The following is a 16,209-nucleotide window of genomic DNA, read 5'->3' on the forward strand; positions in this document are numbered from 1 at the left end:
AGTCGACGCATGAGTGTCGCGCCGTTCCCCCTCGCGCCGGGCCGCCGTGCCCGGTCGTGGGCGGACGCGCTCCTGCTGGTCCTCGCGCTGCTGCTCGCGCCGTTCGCGGCGCCGTCCGCCGCAGCGGTGGCGCCGCTCCCGGTGGCCGCGGCCTCCTGCGAGGGCGGCGAGCACCAGGACACTCCCGAGGCCGCGCTCCGGCTGCCCACCGGGCATCCCACCCGGCTGCTGACCTCCCCGCCGCCGCGGCCGCTGCCGGCGGTCGCGGCGCACCGGACGGTCCCCGCGGCGCCCGCGGCCCGCCCGGAGCACCGCGCCCTGCGCACCGTCGTCCTGCGCTGCTGACAGTCCCGGCACGTTCCGGAACGCCTGTCATGCCTGTCAGCACCGAAAGGACGCTCCACCATGCCCAAGGACCCGTACGCGCTGCTGCGTGCCCTGTTGCGTGCCGAGGCTGCGCGCGATGCCCGTGCGCCGCAGCGGCCCCAGGATTCGACGCCGCCCCGCCAGTCACCCACGTCACCCCCGCCCCGCCCGACAAACTCCTGACCCCCACTCAGAACGCCCCCGCCACACCCCGGCGGGGGCCGACCGCACAGTTCCCCGCGCCCCTCTTTCCCGCGCGCCACCGTCGTGGCTGGCCACGCAGTTCCCCGCGCCCCTCTTTCCCACGCGCCACCGTCGTGGCTGGCCGCGCAGTTCCCCGCGCCCCTCTTTTACGCGCGCCACCGTTGTGGCTGGTCGCGCAGTTCCCCGCGCCCCTGGGTGGTCTTCCAGGTGCAGGCCGGTGGCCGCTTCTCGCGCAGTTCCCCGCGCCCCTGAGATGCGCACTGCGTGCGGCATCTCATCAAGAGCGGGCCACCGGCCCGCCCCCCAAAGGAGAGGCGCACGCGAGCGCGCAGCCTCGGGCAGGAGAGGCGCACGGTGCTCAGCCTCAGGCAGGAGAGGCGCGCGACCGTCCCGCCTCCCAGGAGAGGCGCGCGGTGCTCAGCCTCAAGGGGAGGCTGCGCGGCAGCGCATGCCTCAGGGGCGCGGGGAACTGCGCGGGAAGAGGCCACCGGCCCGCGGATGAAGAACCACCCAGGGGCGCGGGGAACTGCGCGAGACGCGGCCACCGGGCCGCGGACGACGAACCACCCAGGGGCGCGGGGAACCGCGCGACCAGCCACCGCCGGGCCGCAGACGACGAACCACCCAGGGGCGCGGGGAACCGCGCGGCCAGCCACGACGGGAGGTGCGGGCCGCTGCGCGTGCCCCACCCGTCAGCGACGTCGCGTGCCGAAGATCGAGCGGGAGATCTCGCGGCCCAGCTGCGTCCCCATCGACCGGGCCAGCGACTTGAAGATCCCGCTCCCCACGACCTGGTCCACGACGGAGGCGTCCCGGGCCGGCCTCCCCCCGGCCCTGGCCGCCTTCTCCGCCTTCTCCGCCGCGACGGCCTCGGCCTCGGCCTGCTTGCGGGCCGCCGTCTCGGCCTCCCGCGCGGTCAGCTTCTCGTACGCCGATTCCCGGTCCACGGCATCGGCGTACCGCGCGTACAGCAGCGACCCGCGCACGGCGGCGTCGAGCACGTCGGCCGGCACCGGCCCCATCAGCGACTCGGGCGCCCGCAGCCGGGTCGCCGCCACCGGCGTCGGCGCGCCCTTCTCGCTGAGCACGGTGATCACGGCCTCGCCGGTGCCGAGCGAGGTCAGCGTCTCCTCCAGGTCGTACCCGGAGTGCGGGAACGTCCGCACCGTCGCCTTCAGCGCCTTCTGGTCGTCGGGCGTGAAGGCGCGCAGCGCGTGCTGGACCCGGTTGCCGAGCTGCCCGAGGACGTCGGCGGGCACGTCCTTCGGCGTCTGCGTGACGAAGAAGATGCCGACGCCCTTGGACCGGATCAGCCGCACGGTCTGCGTGATGGCGTCGAGGAACGCCTTCGACGCCCCGTTGAAGAGGAGGTGCGCCTCGTCGAAGAAGAAGACGAGCTTGGGCCGCTCCACGTCCCCGACCTCGGGCAGCCGCTGGAACAGATCGGCGAGCAGCCACATCAGGAACGTCGAGAACAGCTGCGGCTTGTCCTGCACGGCGGGCAGTTCGAGTACGGAGATCAGCCCGCGCCCCCCGTCGGCGGTGCGCAGCAGCTCGCTGGTGTCGAACTCCGGTTCCCCGAAGAAGTCCCCCATCCCCTGTGCCTCGAACGCCGTCAGGGCCCGCAGGATCACCCCGGCCGTGACGCTCGACAGCCCGCCGATCGTCTTCAGCTCGGGCTTGCCCTCGTCGGACGTCAGGAAGGTGACGACCGCGCGCAGGTCCTTCAGGTCGACGAGTTCGAGGCCCTTCTGATCCGCGTAGTGGAAGATCAGGCCGAGCGACTGCTCCTGCGTCTGGTTGAGCTGGAGCACCTTCGACAGCAGCACCGGGCCGAAGCTGGTGACGGTCGCGCGCAGCGGGATGCCGGTGCCGATGCCGCCGAGCGCGTAGAACTCGCACGGGAAGCCGGTGGCCCGCCACTCCTGGCCCACCTGCCCGGCCCGCTCGCGCACCTTCCCGCCGTCCTCGCCGGGCGCCGAGATGCCGGAGACGTCGCCCTTGATGTCGGCGAGGAAGACGGGCACGCCCTGCGCGGCCAGCTGTTCCGCGATGAGCTGGAGGGTCTTGGTCTTGCCGGTGCCGGTGGCGCCCGCGACCAGGCCGTGCCGGTTCAGCATCGGCAGCGGGATGCGGATGCCGGCGTCCGGGTGGCACACGCCGTCCCACAGCAGCGCGCCGAGTTCGAGGGCCGGCCCGCTGAACGCGTACCCGGCGGCGATCTCCAGCGCCGCCGCGGGCAGCGCGGGCGCACCGGTGACGGCCTCGGGCCGCGGTGGCCCCGGGTGTTGCGGCTCCTGGCGCTCCGGGTCCCGGCGCTCCCGCGTCAATGAGGCGCCGCTTTCTCCCCCGGACGGGTCCGCCCCGCCGGGCCGTCCGTCCGCCAGCGGCTCGCTGTCACTCATTTCAGGCCTCTGTCCCGGGTTTGAGTGGTCCTGTTTCGCCCTGCTTCAGGGCGGTATTTCACAGGGTCGCACTCCCTCTCCATGGCTGCGCCCGGAGAGCCCGGCCCGGTAGGCTTTCCGTGTGATCTTCAAGCGCATCGGAAACGGCCGGCCGTACCCCGACCACGGCCGGGAAAGCACCCGGCAGTGGGCGGACGTCGCGCCGCGCCCGGTCCGCCTCGATCAGCTCGTGACGACCAAGGGCCAGCTCGACCTGGAAACGCTGCTCGCGGAGGACTCGACGTTCTACGGCGACCTCTTCGCGCACGTCGTGAAGTGGCAGGGCGACCTGTACCTGGAGGACGGGCTGCACCGCGCCGTCCGCGCCGCGCTCCAGCAGCGCCAGGTGCTGCACGCCCGCGTGCTCGAACTCGGCTGACGGCCGCCGCGCCTGAGGGCCCCTCACGTCCGTATTGGCCCTTTCGGGTTGGACTGAGCGGCCACCACTGATCATTTAATAGGCATCGCCGTCGGGCGGCACTACGCTGCGCCCATGAGCATGCTCACTCCCCCCGGCATGGGTGGCAAATACCGCATCACGGGGGACAAGTACCCCCGCATGCGGCGCGGCCGCCCGCGCAGCAGGATCGTGCTCGCCGTCGTCGCGTCCGTCGCGGCGATCGGCCTGATCGGCTGGGGATCGTTCCAGCTCGTCGATGTCTTCACGGGTGGCGGCAAGGCCAGTGCGGCCGATTCGGGCGCCGCGGCCTGTCCGAAGCACCCGAGCGCGAGCCCGTCCCCCGCCAAGGCCGCGGCGAAGCTGCCCGCCCCCGCGAAGATCAAGGTCAACGTCCTCAACGCCACCACCCGCGGCGGCCTGGCCAAGGACACCGCCGACGAACTGAAGAAGCGCGGCTTCGCCATCGGGGACGTCGGAAACGCGCCCAAGACCTACGACAAGAAGGTCAAGGGCGTCGGGATAGTGCTCGGCGCGAAGTCGGCCTCCGACGCGGCGCTGCCCGTCCTCGGCACCCAGCTGTCCGGCGCCGAGCAGAGGACGGACACCCGGCCGGGGCCGGCCGAGGTGGACCTCATCATCGGCAAGGAGTTCAAGGGCCTGACCCCGAAGACGGCCGCCGACAAGGCGCTCGCCGCCCTGACCCACCCGCAGCCCACCCCCTCCGCGAAGCCCGGCTGCGCCTCGTAGGGGATCGGGAGACCGGACACGCGGAAGAGCCGCGGTCGCTCCCGCTCGGTGCACGAGCGGAAGCGACCGCGGCTCTTCTCCGTCCGGGCCCGGCACGGGCCGGCGGGACTACTCCGCGGCGCCGTACATCCGGTCACCGGCGTCGCCGAGACCGGGCACGATGTACCCGCTCTCGTTCAGCCGCTCGTCGACCGACGCGGTCACCACGGTCACCGGCGTCCCGGCCAGCTCCCGCTCCATGATCTCGACGCCCTCGGGCGCGGCCAGCAGCACCACGGCGGTGACGTCGTCCGCACCGCGCTTGATCAGCTCCTGGATCGCCGCGACGAGCGTGCCGCCCGTGGCGAGCATCGGGTCGAGCACGTAGACCTGACGGCCGGAGAGGTCGTCGGGCATGCGCGTGGCGTACGTGGACGCCTGAAGCGTCTCCTCATTGCGCACCATGCCGAGGAAACCCACCTCGGCGGTCGGCAGCAGCCGCACCATGCCGTCGAGCATGCCGAGACCGGCGCGCAGGATCGGCACCACCAGCGGCCGCGGGTACGACAGCTTCACGCCGGTCGTCCGCGAGACGGGGGTGTCGAGGTCGACCTGCTCGGTGCGCACGTCCCTGGTCGCCTCGTAGGCGAGCAGGGTGACCAGCTCGTCGGCCAGGCGCCGGAAGGTCGGGGAGTCGGTGCGCTTGTCGCGCAGCGTGGTGAGTTTGTGCGCCACCAACGGGTGGTCGACGACGTGGATCCGCATGTCCTCAACAGTAACCGGGCCCCGCGGCCCCGGCTCCCCCGCGCCCGGCACGGGCCCGGCCCGGGGCATCAAGCGTGTGCCGGGAGGGAAACCGGAGGGTCGGGGACAATGGAGTGGACCCGTCGAGTGGGGTGGGAGGTGGCTCATGCCGGACAGCAAGCGCCGAGCGCAGCCGGACCCCGACGCCGAGAACACCGCGGCGGCGGAGCGGCCCGGGCCCGAGACGGACGCCGAACGAAGGCGCCGTCGCGCGATGTTCCTGCGGGAACTGACCGAGGCACGCGAGCTGCGCGCCCGGGTCCAGCCGCGCCGCGCCCGGGCCGCACGGATGCGCCAGCAGATGCGGATGCGCACCTTCCGCTGGTGAGCGCGCGCCGCGCCCGGGACCGCGGACCGGCTGGGCCGGGCTCCACCACGCCTCGCGGGTGACGCGGCTCACATCAGACACCCGTGTGCACGGCCTGTCGCGAACGCGACGCCAACACAGCGCGCGGAAGACCTCTCCTGACGGCGTTCTTTCTGCCACGATTCCGAGTGGGCGGGGCTTGAACTGCACTCCCGTCCATCAGACTCCGCCGGGGGGACCCCCGACCGGCACTGAGACCAGTGGGAGAGTCACGGTGTACTTCGCCGCACTGCTCGCGCGCACCGAAGACGGGTGGGAAGCGAGCGACACAGAGCTCGACGACGTGGAGACCCTGTCGGACCTGTCCGACCTGGCCCGCGAAGCGGCCGCCGAGGCCGATGCGGAGGACGACACGGTCCTCGTCTTCATCGAACAGGAGGACGCGTGGTTCGGCGTCGTCCGCGTGGACGGCGAGGACGACCCTCGCATCTACGTCTCGGACGCGGCGGCCGCAGCCCGCAGTAGTTACGGCGAGATCCTGCTCACCGACGAACTGCTCGGCAAGGATCCGGGCGCCGACGAACTCGACGCCCTCGACCTGGACGGCACCGAGGACGGCGAGCCGGACACGGCCGCCGCCGACGGCGACGACGACGACGAGACGGACGACGGTGGCGGCGGTGGCGTCCCCGGCTCCGAGCTGCCCGCGGGGCCGCTCGGGGACCGGGACATCCTCGCCGACCTCGGCGTCCCCGAGAAGGAGCTGCTGGCGCTCGACGGGGCCGACGCCCTGAGCGAGATCGCCGACGCACTGGGCGCCGCGGAGGTTCTCGAAACGGTCCGCTGACCCCGGGGGCCCGGCCGCCGGGGTTACATTCCTGGCCGTGACCCCCCGGACCCCCGACCTCCCCGATCTTCCAGAGCATCCCGGCCCTCCCGATGCCCCCGATGCCCCCGATGTCCCCGACACCCCTGCCCGCCCCTACCCCCCCGACCCCGACCCCGTACGCGATCCGTGGCGGCCCGCCATGCGGCAGGCCCTGGCCGAGGCCGGGCTTGCCGCGGCGGGCGGCGACGTCCCCGTCGGTGCCGTCCTGCTCGCGCCGGACGGCACCACGGTCCTCGCCACCGCGCACAACGAACGCGAGCTGACCGGTGACCCCACCGCCCATGCCGAGGTCCTGGCGATCCGCCGGGCCGCACAGCGGCTGGGCGAGTGGCGGCTGACCGGCTGCACGCTCGTCGTCACCCTGGAGCCGTGCACGATGTGCGCGGGCACCGCCGTCCAGTCCCGCCTCGACCGCGTCGTCTACGGAGCCCGTGACGACAAGGCCGGGGCGGCCGGCTCCCTGTGGGACGTCCTGCGCGACCGACGGCTCAACCACCGCCCCGAAGTCATCGCCGACGTCCTCGCGGCCGAGTGCGCCGAACCCCTCACCCGCTTCTTCCGGGATATGGATTTCAAACCACGGCCCCCTATGGGCTAGAGTTCCTCTCGGTAGCGTGTCCGAGCGGCCGAAGGAGCTCGCCTCGAAAGCGAGTGTGGCGTAACCCGTCACCGTGGGTTCAAATCCCACCGCTACCGCTGACGACGCCCCTCTTTCCCGGGTCACCCGGGAAAGAGGGGCGTTCTGCATGTCCGGGGGCGGCCGGGGCCGGACACAGAAATCCCCGGCGCCTGACCGAGGCCGCCGGGGAGACTGTCCCGCTGGGGGCGGGGGAAGCGGTTTCGGGGGGACGAACCGCTTCCCCCGATGAGGACGGACTCCCGTCAGCCCACGCCGCTTCGGGGGAGATGCGGCGTGAACCCCGCAGTCGGGGTCCGGTCCCTGCCCTTCCGATTCCTGCCAGATCGTCCGGGCTCACCACCTATCCTCCGGCACGCGACCGGCTCCGAGCGGCGGCAAAGGGCCTGGAAACAGGGGACGTTGGTCCTTAAAGGTCAAGTGAAAAGGCGTCACGTTAGACTCACGCCGGCACCAGGGGCACACACGGGCCACACAGGACACCGGGGCGCGCACACCGACGCGCGGGCCGGCACGGGGCAAGGGGAGGCCGGGCGCGATGGATCCGAAGAAAATAGGGCTCTTCGTCGTGATCGTGTTCGTGCTGTATCTGATCATCACCGACCCGGCCAAGGCCGCGGACTACGTCCAGATAGGGTTCGAGGGCATATCGTCCGCCGCGCGGTCCATCGGGGACTTCATGACCTGGGTGGCCAACGGCGGCAAGTGAGTACGGCTGAGGAGCGTCGCCCGTGATCCGCCATCTGGTCCTGTTCAAGCTCAACGACGGCGTCGGCCGTGACGAGCCCCGTGTGGTCGAGGGCGTCGCGGCCTTCCGCGCCCTGGGCGGCCAGATCCCCGAGCTGACGTTCTGGGAGTGCGACTGGAACATCACCGACCGCCCCATCGCCTACGACTTCGCGATCAACTCGGCGGTCGAGGACACCGACGCCCTGAAGCGGTACCTCGAACACCCCGCGCACCAGGCGGGCGTCGCGCAGTGGCGCGAGTTCGCCACGTGGGTGATCGCGGACTACGAGTTCTGACGGTCCCCGCGTCACCCGTTCGAGCGGCCCCTCACCTGAACGGTGAGGGGCTTTTCGCTGTCCCGAACCCCTGCTCGGCCCTTCAACACGTAGTAATGCGGTGCTTGCACACAGTGCACATGTCTTGTGATGCTATGACCGCTTTTGATCGAAGAGTTGACGAAACAGAGGTGGGGTTGACCGTGCCGGCCAGTACTGCGCCTCAAGAAGCGCCGCAAGCACCACAGGCGCCACAGGCACCTCAGACGCCACAGACATCACCGGCGCCTCACGTGCCATCGGCGTCACCGGCGCCGGCCGCGAAGTCGCGCGGGGCCGACACCCGGGCGCTCACCCAGGTCCTCTTCGGCCAGCTCAAGAACCTGCTGCCGGGCACCCCGGAGCACTCCCGGGTGCGCGGCGCCCTGATCGAGGCGAACCTGCCGCTGGTGCGCTATGCGGCCGCCCGCTTCCGCAGCCGCAACGAACCGATGGAGGACGTCGTCCAGGTCGGCACGATCGGCCTGATCAACGCCATCGACCGGTTCGACCCGGACCGCGGCGTGCAGTTCCCGACCTTCGCCATGCCGACCGTGGTCGGCGAGATCAAGCGGTATTTCCGCGACAACGTGCGGACCGTGCACGTCCCGCGCCGCCTGCACGAGCTGTGGGTGCAGGTGAACGCCGCGAGCGAGGACCTGACCACCGCCTTCGGCCGCTCCCCGACCACCGCCGAGATCGCCGAGCGGCTCCGCATCGGCGAGGACGAGGTGCTCGCCTGCATCGAGGCCGGCCGCTCGTACCACGCGACCTCCCTGGAGGCCGCGCAGGAGGGCGACGGGATGCCCGGGCTGCTCGACCGGCTCGGCTACGAGGACCCCGAGCTGGACGGCGTCGAGCACCGCGACCTCGTCCGCCACCTCCTCGTACAACTGCCCGAGCGGGAGCAGCGGATCCTGCTGCTGCGGTACTACAACAACCTCACGCAGTCCCAGATCAGCGCCGAGCTCGGTGTCTCCCAGATGCACGTGTCAAGGCTCCTCGCCCGTAGTTTCGCTCGACTTCGATCCGCAAACAGGATCGAGGCGTAGCTGAATCGGGTAGACCGGTTCTGCGGGGATTTCCCGGCGGAAACGCCGTCCTCTTTGGCCACACCCCCTGCTATCAGCGCTGATTCGCCCCTTCCATGTCGACATGTCACTACAGCGTGTTGCCGACATGTGACATTCTGCTGGAACCGCGTTTGGCGCAGCCCCGCGTCCGGTATTCAGGTGGAGGCTGCGTTCCTACCTGACGGGAGCGTCCGCCGCGACCGTCCGCGACCTCAAGGGGGTGGCATGTCCGCAGACCAGGGCAGCTCGAAGGTGCTCACGCTCTCGCCCGACACGCCTGTTCCTGTTCCGGCCCGGGCTCAGGCCCCGGCCCCGATCCAGGCCCCGGCTCCGGCTCCGGCGGCGCCGGTGGCGCCGGTGTCATCGGGTTCCATCGACACCCGCACCCTGTCCCGCTCCCTCTTCCTGCGGCTCGCCTCGCTCGACGAGAACAGCCCTGAGCGGGCGTACGTCCGCGACACCCTCATCGAGCTGAACCTGCCGCTGGTGCGGTACGCGGCGGCCCGCTTCCGCAGTCGCAACGAGCCGATGGAGGACATCGTCCAGGTCGGCACGATCGGCCTGATCAAGGCGATCGACCGGTTCGACTGCGAGCGCGGGGTCGAGTTCCCCACGTTCGCGATGCCGACGGTGGTCGGCGAGATCAAGCGGTTCTTCCGGGACACCTCGTGGTCGGTGCGGGTGCCGCGCCGCCTCCAGGAGCTGCGGCTCGCCCTGACCAAGGCCAGCGACGAGCTGGCGCAGAAGCTGGACCGGTCGCCGACCGTGCCCGAACTCGCCGCGGTGCTGGGCGTCTCGGAGGACGACGTCGTCGACGGGCTCGCGGTGGGCAACGCCTACACGGCGTCCTCCCTCGACTCGCCGGCCCCCGAGGACGACGGCGGCGAGGGCTCGCTCGCGGACCGGCTCGGGTACGAGGACACCGCCCTTGAGGGCGTCGAGTACCGGGAGTCGCTCAAGCCGCTGCTCGCCAAGCTGCCGCCCCGCGAGCGCCGGATCATCATGCTCCGGTTCTTCGCGAACATGACGCAGTCGCAGATCGGCGAGGAGGTCGGGATCTCGCAGATGCACGTGTCGCGGCTGCTGACGCGGACGCTGGCGCAGCTGCGCGAGGGCCTGATCGCGGACTGACCCCTGCCTCACGGATGTCACGGGGCGGCGACTCGGCAGAGTCGCCGCCCCGACGCATTCCCGGGGCGCCGCTCCCGGCCGTCGCCGCCCAAGAGGTCCGAACCCGAGGGTTCCCGGTCCGAGGGTTCCGCTCCGAAGGTTCCGCTCCGAAGGTTCCGGTCCGAGGGTTCCGGTCCGAGGGTTCCGGTCCGAGGGTTGCGGTCCGAGGGTTCCGGTCCGAGGGTTCCGGTCCGAGGGTTCCTAATTGACGGTCCGTCAGACACACTGGCGCGATGCTGCGGACGTGGGTACGAGGACGTAGGGGCGTCGCGGTGGCGGTCGCCTCGGCCGCCGCGGTGGGGCTCGGCGGGGCCGCCACCGTCGCCTTCGGCGGTGCCAGCGGGCCCGCCACCTATGTGGCCGTGGGCGCCGCCGGGGGCTCGGACGCGCCGGACCGGGGCGCCGCGCCCACCGGGAAGGTGGAGCTGGTGCCGCTCGACCAGGACTCCCCGGGACCCGCCGGGAGCGGCGCCCGCGCCGAGGGCGCCGACGGCAGCGGCCGGGGCGGAGGCGAAGGCGAAGGCGAGGAGACGGGCAAGGGCAAGGGCGGGAACACCGGCACGGACAAGGGCGGGTCCACGGAGAGGGCCGGGGGCCGCGCGGGCGGAGCCGGCGGGAAGGGGAGCGGCGGCGGATCGTCCGCGGCGGGCTCCCCCGGCGCCGGTGCGGGCTCCTCCGGCTCACCGGGCCGCTCGGGCGGCGGCGGCGGTGGTGGCGGTGCCGGGGGCGGCGCTCCCTCCGCCCCGGGTCAGGGTCCGGGCACCCCCGCCGGTGGCGGCAGCACCGCGCCGCCCGCCCCGGCCGCGCTCAAGGTGGGCGACCCCGTCCTGAAGGACGCCGGGCACCGCTGGTGCCAGGACGTGACGCTGGCGCTGCACAACTCCGGTGGCAGCGCGGTGCGTTCGGGCACGGTCACCTTCGGGACCCACATCATCGGCTCGCTCGGCGTCGACTGGGCGACCGTCGAGTCGACGGAAGAACTCCCCGTGCCCATCGGGCCCGGGGAGAAGAAGGAGAAGACGTGGACGGTCTGCGTCGACTCCTGGCGCGTACCGCTCGGGATGCACGTCGAGACGCGGGACGTCTCCGTGCGCTGGAAGTGAGCGCGGCCGGGGCCGCGCGCCGGGAGAGCTAGGAGAGCGCCAGCCAGGCCACCGCCGCCACCACGATGATCGCGACGACGATGCCGACGATCAGTCCCGCGCCGGGACCGGACTTCACCGGCGCCGCCTGCGCGCGCGGCGAGGGAGCGCCGCCCTCGTCGACGAAGGCGCGGAACATCTGGGTGTTGCCCGCGGGGTCGATGTTGCCTTCGGGGCCCGGGCCCTGGGGGTTGTGTGCCATGGGGCAGGACCCTAGCGAATCGGGGCCACGGGCGCCACAGGTCACGTGGAGCCCCGTTGAGCTGCGGCTTTACATCATCCGACCCGGACGTTTGCCTAGTTTTTAGGGTCGAACGCCCTTTTTAGTTTGCCTGCGGCAACCAACTGCTTCTATGGTTGCCCTAAGCAACAAATAAGGTTTTGGTCAGGAGGTGCTGTGGCCGCACAGCGTCATTACGACGAACTGGCCCGACAGCTCAGCGCCTTCGGCGCCGTCAAGAGGGACATGGCGCGCATCCTGCCCCACGACTGTCCGGCAGGTTCGGCCGCCGTCCTCGCTCTCCTCAAGCGCTACGGCGACATGCGGATGAGCAGGATGGCCGAGCTGATGGCCGTCGACATGTCCGTGGCCAGCCGGCACGTGGCCCACACCGCGGACCGCGGCTGGATCGAGCGCCGCCCCGACCCCGCCGACCGGCGCTCGCGCATCCTCACCCTCACCGCCGAGGGGCACGCACAGATGGACGAGCTGGACGCACGGACGACCGAGTTGCTCGCCGAGCGGCTGAGCGACTGGTCCGACGACGAGGTCAACCAGCTCATCGCCCTGATGACGCGACTGCGCGACAGCTTCGGGGACTGCCGGACGACGGCGTCCCGGACACCGCTCCCCGTCGCCGCGCAGGATTCGACACCGACCACCCGTACACCCGCGTAACACGTAAGAAAAGGATTCCCATGGCAACATCCACACCGTCCGGTGTGCGGGGCAGCCATGCCGCCAAGCACGGAGGCAACGCCCCCGCCGCCGGCGCCACCATGACGCACCGTCAGATCATGGAGGCGCTGTCCGGGCTGCTGCTCGGCATGTTCGTCGCCATTCTGTCGTCGACGATCGTCACCAACGCTCTGCCCGAGATCGTCGGCGACCTCGGCGGCGGCCAGTCCGCCTACACCTGGGTCGTCACCGCCTCGCTGCTCGCGATGACCGCGACCACGCCCCTGTGGGGCAAGCTCGCCGACATCTTCAGCAAGAAGGCACTCGTCCAGATAGCCCTGGTCGTCTACGTCGGCGGCTCGGTCGTGGCGGGGCTCTCGCAGAGCCCCAGCATGCTGATCGCCTGCCGCGTGGTGCAGGGCATCGGCGTCGGCGGTCTGTCCGCCCTCGCCCAGATCGTGATGGCCGCGATGATCTCCCCGCGCGAGCGGGGCCGCTACTCCGGCTACCTCGGTGCCACCTTCGCCGTCGCCACCGTCGGCGGCCCGCTGCTCGGCGGTGTCATCACCGACACCTCGTGGCTGGGCTGGCGCTGGTGCTTCTACGTCGGTGTGCCGTTCGCGGTCATCGCGCTCATCGTGCTCCAGAAGACGCTGAAGCTCCCCACCGTCCGGCGGGAGAACGTCAAGGTCGACTGGGCCGGCGCCTTCTTCATCACCGCCGCGGTCTGCACCCTGCTCCTGTGGGTCACCTTCGCCGACGACAAGTACGACTGGATGTCGTGGCAGACCGCCGCGATGGTGGGCGGCGCGATCGTGCTCGCCCTGATCTTCGTCCTCGTCGAGTCGAAGGCCGCCGAGCCGATCATCCCGCTGCGGCTCTTCCGCAACCGCACGATCACGCTCGCCTCGATCGCCTCGCTCTTCGTGGGTGTCGCGATGTTCACCGGCACCGTGTTCTTCTCCCAGTACTTCCAGCTGGCGCGCGGCAAGTCGCCGACGATGTCCGGTGTCATGACGATCCCGATGATCGGCGGCCTGTTCATCTCGTCGACCGTCGCGGGCCAGATCATCACCAAGACCGGCAAGTGGAAGGCGTGGCTGGTCTCCGGCGGCGTCCTGATCACGGCGGGCCTCGGCCTGCTCGGCACGATCCGCTACGACACCCCGTACTGGCGCGTCGCGATCTTCATGGCCCTGATGGGTCTCGGCATCGGCATGACGATGCAGAACCTCGTGCTCTGCACCCAGAACCAGGTCGCCCCGCAGGACATCGGCTCGGCCAGCTCCACGGTCACCTTCTTCCGCTCCCTCGGCGGTGCGATGGGTGTCTCGGCGCTCGGTTCGATCATGTCCACCCGCATCACCCACTACGTCAAGGACGGCCTCGCCGACCTCGGCCCGAAGGGTGCCGCGCTCGGCCACGGCGGTACGGGCGGCGGCGCCATCCCGGACCTGGACAAGCTGCCCGCGCCGCTGCGCACGATCATGGAGAGCTCCTACGGGCACGGCATCGCCGACGTCTTCCTGATCGCCGCGCCGATCGCGCTGGTCGCCCTGATCGCGATGGTGTTCATCAAGGAGGTCCCGCTGCGTACGTCCGGCGGCCTGGACCAGGCCAAGGAGGCCGAGGCGACCGCCTCCGCCGCCCCCGCGGGCCTCGCCGGCGCCACGGCGGGCGAGCCGGAGAAGGTGCCGAGCCTGGTCGGCGCGGGCGAGCCCGCCGCCGATGCGCAGACCCAGCGCCTCGCGGCCGTCGCGTCGGCCCCGGCCGGCAGCGTCCCGGCGCAGCCCGGCACGGGCGGCGGCATCCCGGTGCACGGCTTCGTCCGCGGCGCCGAGTCCGCCCCGGTCCCGCGGGCCGCGGTCACGCTGATCTCCCTCGGCGGACGGCAGCTGGGCCGCGGCGTCGCCCAGGGCGACGGTTCGTACGCCGTCGACGCCCCCGGCGCCGGCTCCTACGTCCTGATCGCCTCCGCCGACGGCTACCAGCCGCAGGCCTCCACGGTGGTCGTCGGCGAGGACACCGGCAACGGCGTCGCCTACGACATCCTGCTCAGCGGCACCAGCGGCCTGAGCGGTGTGGTCAGGGCCGCGGAGACCAAGGCCGCCGTCATCGGCGCCATGGTCATCGTGACCGACGTCCGCGGTGACGTGCTGGCCACCGGGCTCTCCGGCCAGGACGGCGAGTTCACCTTCGCCGAGCTGGTCCCGGGCGCGGTGACCGTGGCCGTGAACGCGGCCGGGCACCGGCCGCTGGCCCTGCCCGTCGAGGTCGGCGGCACGGGCGTCACCCGCGTCGAGATCGAACTGAACTCCGGCTCCCAGGTGCAGGGCACCGTCCGCGCCGCGGGCCGCTCGCTGAACGACGCGCGGGTCACGCTCGTCGACGCCGCGGGCAACGTGGTCGCGACCTCCACCACCGGTGAGGACGGCGCGTACGCCTTCACCGACCTGGACGGCGGCGAGTACACGGTCATCGCGACCGGTTACCCGCCGGTGGCCACGCACCTGACCGTGAACGGCAGCGGCGTCGACGGTCACGACATCGAACTCGCCCACCCGGGCGAGTGACCGACCCCGGGTGACACCGGTGCGGCCCGCGTTTCGAGCGGAGACGCGGGCCGCACCGTCCGCCCGGATGTGGGAAAGGGGCCCCGGACCCGGTGGCGTCGTCAACGGCAGGGGACGGCCGAGACGCCGCGGGCCGGGGCCGTTTCACGTACGGGACGTACTCACCTCCCCTACGTGTGTGAGAACTTCAGCTAGGAGATGTGGACGATGGGACTCAGTGCGCGGATCCGGACGCGGGACGGGTGGGCTCTGCCGCACGCCGTCGTCACGGTGACCGACATGACGGGCGCGCAGGTGCTGCGCGCCGAGGCCGACGACGAGGGCGCCGTGCACGACGCGGCCGTCCTCGCCCCGGGCCCCTACACCGTGATCGTGACCGCCGTCGGGTACGGCCCCGCGGCCTCCACGGCGCTGGTCACCGCCACCGGGCGGGCCGAGGTCGGCACCGTCGTGCTGGCCCGGCAGGGTGGCGCCGAGCTGCCGCCGCCCGGCCCGTGGACCGTGGACCCGGCGCACTCCGCGGTCGCGGCGACCGCCCAGCACCTGGGCATCACCTCCGTGCACGGCCGGTTCACCGACTTCCGCGCACGCATCGACATCGCGCAGGACGTGGAGAAGTCCCGGGTGGAGGCCGTGATCCGGTCGGCGTCCATCGACACCGGCAACGGGATGCGCGACGGCCACCTGAAGTCCCCCGACTTCCTGGACGTCGAGACGCACCCCGAGATCACCTACCGGTCGACGGGCCTGACCCCGGCCGGCCCCGACCGCTGGACCGTGCACGGCGAGCTGAACCTGCACGGCGTGGTGCGCCAGGTCGACCTCGACCTCAGCTACCTCGGCACCGGCGCCGACCCGTGGGGCGGCACCCGCGCCGCGTTCAAGGCGACGGCCGAGCTGCGCCGCGAGGACTTCGCCATGAACTACAACCAGGTCGTCCAGGCGGGCATCGCCGCGATCGGCGCGACCCTCAGGGTCGAGCTCGACATCCAGGCGGTCCAGGGCGACGCGCTGCCCAGCATGTAGCGCGGGACGCGGGCGGACGGACGCGGGTCACTAGGCTCGGGGCATGGCTTCGAACATCGCGACCAATACCCGGGTGTCCCTGGACGAGTTGCTCGACTTCGTCCGTCCGCGGCACCGCGCCCTCCTCATCACCGCCCGCACCGACGGCACCCCGCAGGCGTCACCGCTGACCTGCGGGGTGGACGGTGCCGGGCGGATCGTCGTCTCCACCTACCCCGAGCGCGCCAAGACCCGTAACGCCAAGCGGGATCCGCGGGTGAGCGTGGTCGTGCTGAGCGACGAGTGGAACGGGCCGTGGGTGCAGATCGACGGCTCCGCCGAGGTCATCGACGCCCCCGAGTCGGTCGAGCCGCTCGTCGAGTACTTCCGCGCCATCTCCGGGGAGCACCCGGACTGGGACGAGTACCGCGAGGCGATGGTGCGGCAGGGCAAGTCGATCATCCGGATCACCCCGCGGTCGTGGGGCCCGGTGGCGACCGGCGGCTTCCCGGCGCGGCTGGCCTAGGC

The 16,209-nt window shown here is 71.9% G+C and carries 18 protein-coding genes and 1 tRNA gene; 16 read left to right on the forward strand and 3 right to left on the reverse strand.

The window, feature by feature from the left end:
• The first annotated feature begins 9 nt into the window (after positions 1-9).
• On the forward strand, positions 10-345 hold the full coding sequence (locus tag ACIP5K_RS11305) for a hypothetical protein (protein ID WP_401407891.1): 336 nt from the start codon (positions 10-12) through the stop codon (positions 343-345).
• A gap of 917 nt (positions 346-1,262) precedes the next feature.
• On the opposite strand, the gene ACIP5K_RS11310 is transcribed toward ACIP5K_RS11305, so the two are convergent.
• Complete coding sequence (locus tag ACIP5K_RS11310; protein ID WP_401407892.1) at positions 1,263-2,975, reverse strand: helicase HerA-like domain-containing protein; 1,713 nt, start codon at positions 2,973-2,975, stop codon at positions 1,263-1,265.
• Positions 2,976-3,096: 121 nt separating this feature from the next.
• Here ACIP5K_RS11310 and ACIP5K_RS11315 point away from each other — a divergent pair, with 121 nt between their 5' ends.
• Entirely contained in the window at positions 3,097-3,393 is a 297-nt protein-coding gene (locus ACIP5K_RS11315) for a type II toxin-antitoxin system VapB family antitoxin (protein ID WP_003955420.1), read from the forward strand.
• 114 nt (positions 3,394-3,507) lie between these two features.
• On the forward strand, positions 3,508-4,161 hold the full coding sequence (locus ACIP5K_RS11320; protein WP_401407894.1) for a LytR C-terminal domain-containing protein: 654 nt from the start codon (positions 3,508-3,510) through the stop codon (positions 4,159-4,161).
• Positions 4,162-4,269: 108 nt separating this feature from the next.
• Here the strand turns inward: ACIP5K_RS11320 and upp are convergent, their stop codons facing one another.
• Positions 4,270-4,905, reverse strand: a complete 636-nt coding sequence (gene upp / locus ACIP5K_RS11325; RefSeq protein WP_401407896.1) for a uracil phosphoribosyltransferase — start codon at positions 4,903-4,905, stop codon at positions 4,270-4,272.
• A 145-nt stretch (positions 4,906-5,050) separates the two neighbouring features.
• On the opposite strand from upp, the gene ACIP5K_RS11330 reads away from it, so the two are divergent.
• The 9 genes from ACIP5K_RS11330 (at position 5,051) to ACIP5K_RS11370 (ending at position 11,166) form a co-directional block, all read left to right on the forward strand.
• The gene (locus ACIP5K_RS11330) at positions 5,051-5,272 is read left to right on the forward strand and encodes a hypothetical protein (protein ID WP_401407898.1); all 222 of its coding nucleotides are present in this window, start codon (positions 5,051-5,053) and stop codon (positions 5,270-5,272) included.
• A gap of 253 nt (positions 5,273-5,525) precedes the next feature.
• Positions 5,526-6,098 carry a hypothetical protein gene (locus tag ACIP5K_RS11335; protein ID WP_401407900.1) on the forward strand — a complete coding sequence of 191 codons (573 nt, stop codon included), beginning with the start codon at positions 5,526-5,528 and terminating at the stop codon, positions 6,096-6,098.
• A 181-nt stretch (positions 6,099-6,279) separates the two neighbouring features.
• Complete coding sequence (gene tadA, locus ACIP5K_RS11340; RefSeq protein ID WP_401407902.1) at positions 6,280-6,738, forward strand: tRNA adenosine(34) deaminase TadA; 459 nt, start codon at positions 6,280-6,282, stop codon at positions 6,736-6,738.
• A gap of 10 nt (positions 6,739-6,748) precedes the next feature.
• Positions 6,749-6,836, forward strand: a tRNA-Ser gene (locus ACIP5K_RS11345).
• A 479-nt stretch (positions 6,837-7,315) separates the two neighbouring features.
• Positions 7,316-7,486, forward strand: a complete 171-nt coding sequence (locus ACIP5K_RS11350; protein WP_351449614.1) for a hypothetical protein — start codon at positions 7,316-7,318, stop codon at positions 7,484-7,486.
• Between the two features lie 22 nt (positions 7,487-7,508).
• Positions 7,509-7,802: a Dabb family protein gene (locus ACIP5K_RS11355; protein WP_401407904.1), complete on the forward strand. Its 294-nt coding sequence runs from the start codon at positions 7,509-7,511 to the stop codon at positions 7,800-7,802.
• Positions 7,803-7,936: 134 nt separating this feature from the next.
• Positions 7,937-8,872 carry an RNA polymerase sigma factor SigF gene (locus ACIP5K_RS11360; protein WP_401407906.1) on the forward strand — a complete coding sequence of 312 codons (936 nt, stop codon included), beginning with the start codon at positions 7,937-7,939 and terminating at the stop codon, positions 8,870-8,872.
• A 246-nt stretch (positions 8,873-9,118) separates the two neighbouring features.
• Positions 9,119-10,024 carry an RNA polymerase sigma factor SigF gene (locus ACIP5K_RS11365; RefSeq protein WP_401407908.1) on the forward strand — a complete coding sequence of 302 codons (906 nt, stop codon included), beginning with the start codon at positions 9,119-9,121 and terminating at the stop codon, positions 10,022-10,024.
• Between the two features lie 272 nt (positions 10,025-10,296).
• On the forward strand, positions 10,297-11,166 hold the full coding sequence (locus ACIP5K_RS11370; RefSeq protein ID WP_401407910.1) for a hypothetical protein: 870 nt from the start codon (positions 10,297-10,299) through the stop codon (positions 11,164-11,166).
• Positions 11,167-11,194: 28 nt separating this feature from the next.
• Here ACIP5K_RS11370 and ACIP5K_RS11375 read toward each other — a convergent pair whose 3' ends face one another.
• Complete coding sequence (locus ACIP5K_RS11375; protein WP_401407912.1) at positions 11,195-11,407, reverse strand: hypothetical protein; 213 nt, start codon at positions 11,405-11,407, stop codon at positions 11,195-11,197.
• A gap of 195 nt (positions 11,408-11,602) precedes the next feature.
• Here ACIP5K_RS11375 and ACIP5K_RS11380 point away from each other — a divergent pair, with 195 nt between their 5' ends.
• The 4 genes from ACIP5K_RS11380 to ACIP5K_RS11395 all read left to right on the forward strand — a co-directional run bounded on the left by ACIP5K_RS11380 (position 11,603) and on the right by ACIP5K_RS11395 (position 16,207).
• Entirely contained in the window at positions 11,603-12,103 is a 501-nt protein-coding gene (locus ACIP5K_RS11380) for a MarR family winged helix-turn-helix transcriptional regulator (RefSeq protein ID WP_401407914.1), read from the forward strand.
• A gap of 20 nt (positions 12,104-12,123) precedes the next feature.
• Positions 12,124-14,676, forward strand: a complete 2,553-nt coding sequence (locus ACIP5K_RS11385) for an MFS transporter (protein ID WP_401407916.1) — start codon at positions 12,124-12,126, stop codon at positions 14,674-14,676.
• Between the two features lie 207 nt (positions 14,677-14,883).
• Positions 14,884-15,702, forward strand: a complete 819-nt coding sequence (locus ACIP5K_RS11390) for a YceI family protein (protein WP_401407918.1) — start codon at positions 14,884-14,886, stop codon at positions 15,700-15,702.
• Positions 15,703-15,745: 43 nt separating this feature from the next.
• The gene (locus tag ACIP5K_RS11395) at positions 15,746-16,207 is read left to right on the forward strand and encodes a PPOX class F420-dependent oxidoreductase (protein ID WP_401407920.1); all 462 of its coding nucleotides are present in this window, start codon (positions 15,746-15,748) and stop codon (positions 16,205-16,207) included.
• Positions 16,208-16,209: the final 2 nt, after the last annotated feature.

The sequence above is a fragment of the Streptomyces sp. NPDC088785 genome, assembly GCF_044750685.1.
Taxonomy (GTDB): Bacteria; Actinomycetota; Actinomycetes; order Streptomycetales; family Streptomycetaceae; genus Streptomyces.

Excerpts from the sequence above, each read along its gene's own strand:
- ACIP5K_RS11390 (WP_401407918.1), top strand. The coding sequence starts at position 14,884 with ATGGGACTCAGTGCGCGGATCCGGACGCGGGACGGGTGGGCTCTGCCG.
- ACIP5K_RS11385 (WP_401407916.1), top strand. The coding sequence starts at position 12,124 with ATGGCAACATCCACACCGTCCGGTGTGCGGGGCAGCCATGCCGCCAAG.
- tadA (WP_401407902.1), top strand. The coding sequence starts at position 6,280 with ATGCGGCAGGCCCTGGCCGAGGCCGGGCTTGCCGCGGCGGGCGGCGAC.
- ACIP5K_RS11305 (WP_401407891.1), top strand. The coding sequence starts at position 10 with ATGAGTGTCGCGCCGTTCCCCCTCGCGCCGGGCCGCCGTGCCCGGTCG.
- ACIP5K_RS11310 (WP_401407892.1), bottom strand. The coding sequence starts at position 2,975 with ATGAGTGACAGCGAGCCGCTGGCGGACGGACGGCCCGGCGGGGCGGAC.
- ACIP5K_RS11350 (WP_351449614.1), top strand. The coding sequence starts at position 7,316 with ATGGATCCGAAGAAAATAGGGCTCTTCGTCGTGATCGTGTTCGTGCTG.
- ACIP5K_RS11395 (WP_401407920.1), top strand. The coding sequence starts at position 15,746 with ATGGCTTCGAACATCGCGACCAATACCCGGGTGTCCCTGGACGAGTTG.
- upp (WP_401407896.1), bottom strand. The coding sequence starts at position 4,905 with ATGCGGATCCACGTCGTCGACCACCCGTTGGTGGCGCACAAACTCACC.
- ACIP5K_RS11330 (WP_401407898.1), top strand. The coding sequence starts at position 5,051 with ATGCCGGACAGCAAGCGCCGAGCGCAGCCGGACCCCGACGCCGAGAAC.
- ACIP5K_RS11320 (WP_401407894.1), top strand. The coding sequence starts at position 3,508 with ATGAGCATGCTCACTCCCCCCGGCATGGGTGGCAAATACCGCATCACG.
- ACIP5K_RS11370 (WP_401407910.1), top strand. The coding sequence starts at position 10,297 with ATGCTGCGGACGTGGGTACGAGGACGTAGGGGCGTCGCGGTGGCGGTC.
- ACIP5K_RS11360 (WP_401407906.1), top strand. The coding sequence starts at position 7,937 with ATGACCGCTTTTGATCGAAGAGTTGACGAAACAGAGGTGGGGTTGACC.
- ACIP5K_RS11375 (WP_401407912.1), bottom strand. The coding sequence starts at position 11,407 with ATGGCACACAACCCCCAGGGCCCGGGCCCCGAAGGCAACATCGACCCC.
- ACIP5K_RS11365 (WP_401407908.1), top strand. The coding sequence starts at position 9,119 with ATGTCCGCAGACCAGGGCAGCTCGAAGGTGCTCACGCTCTCGCCCGAC.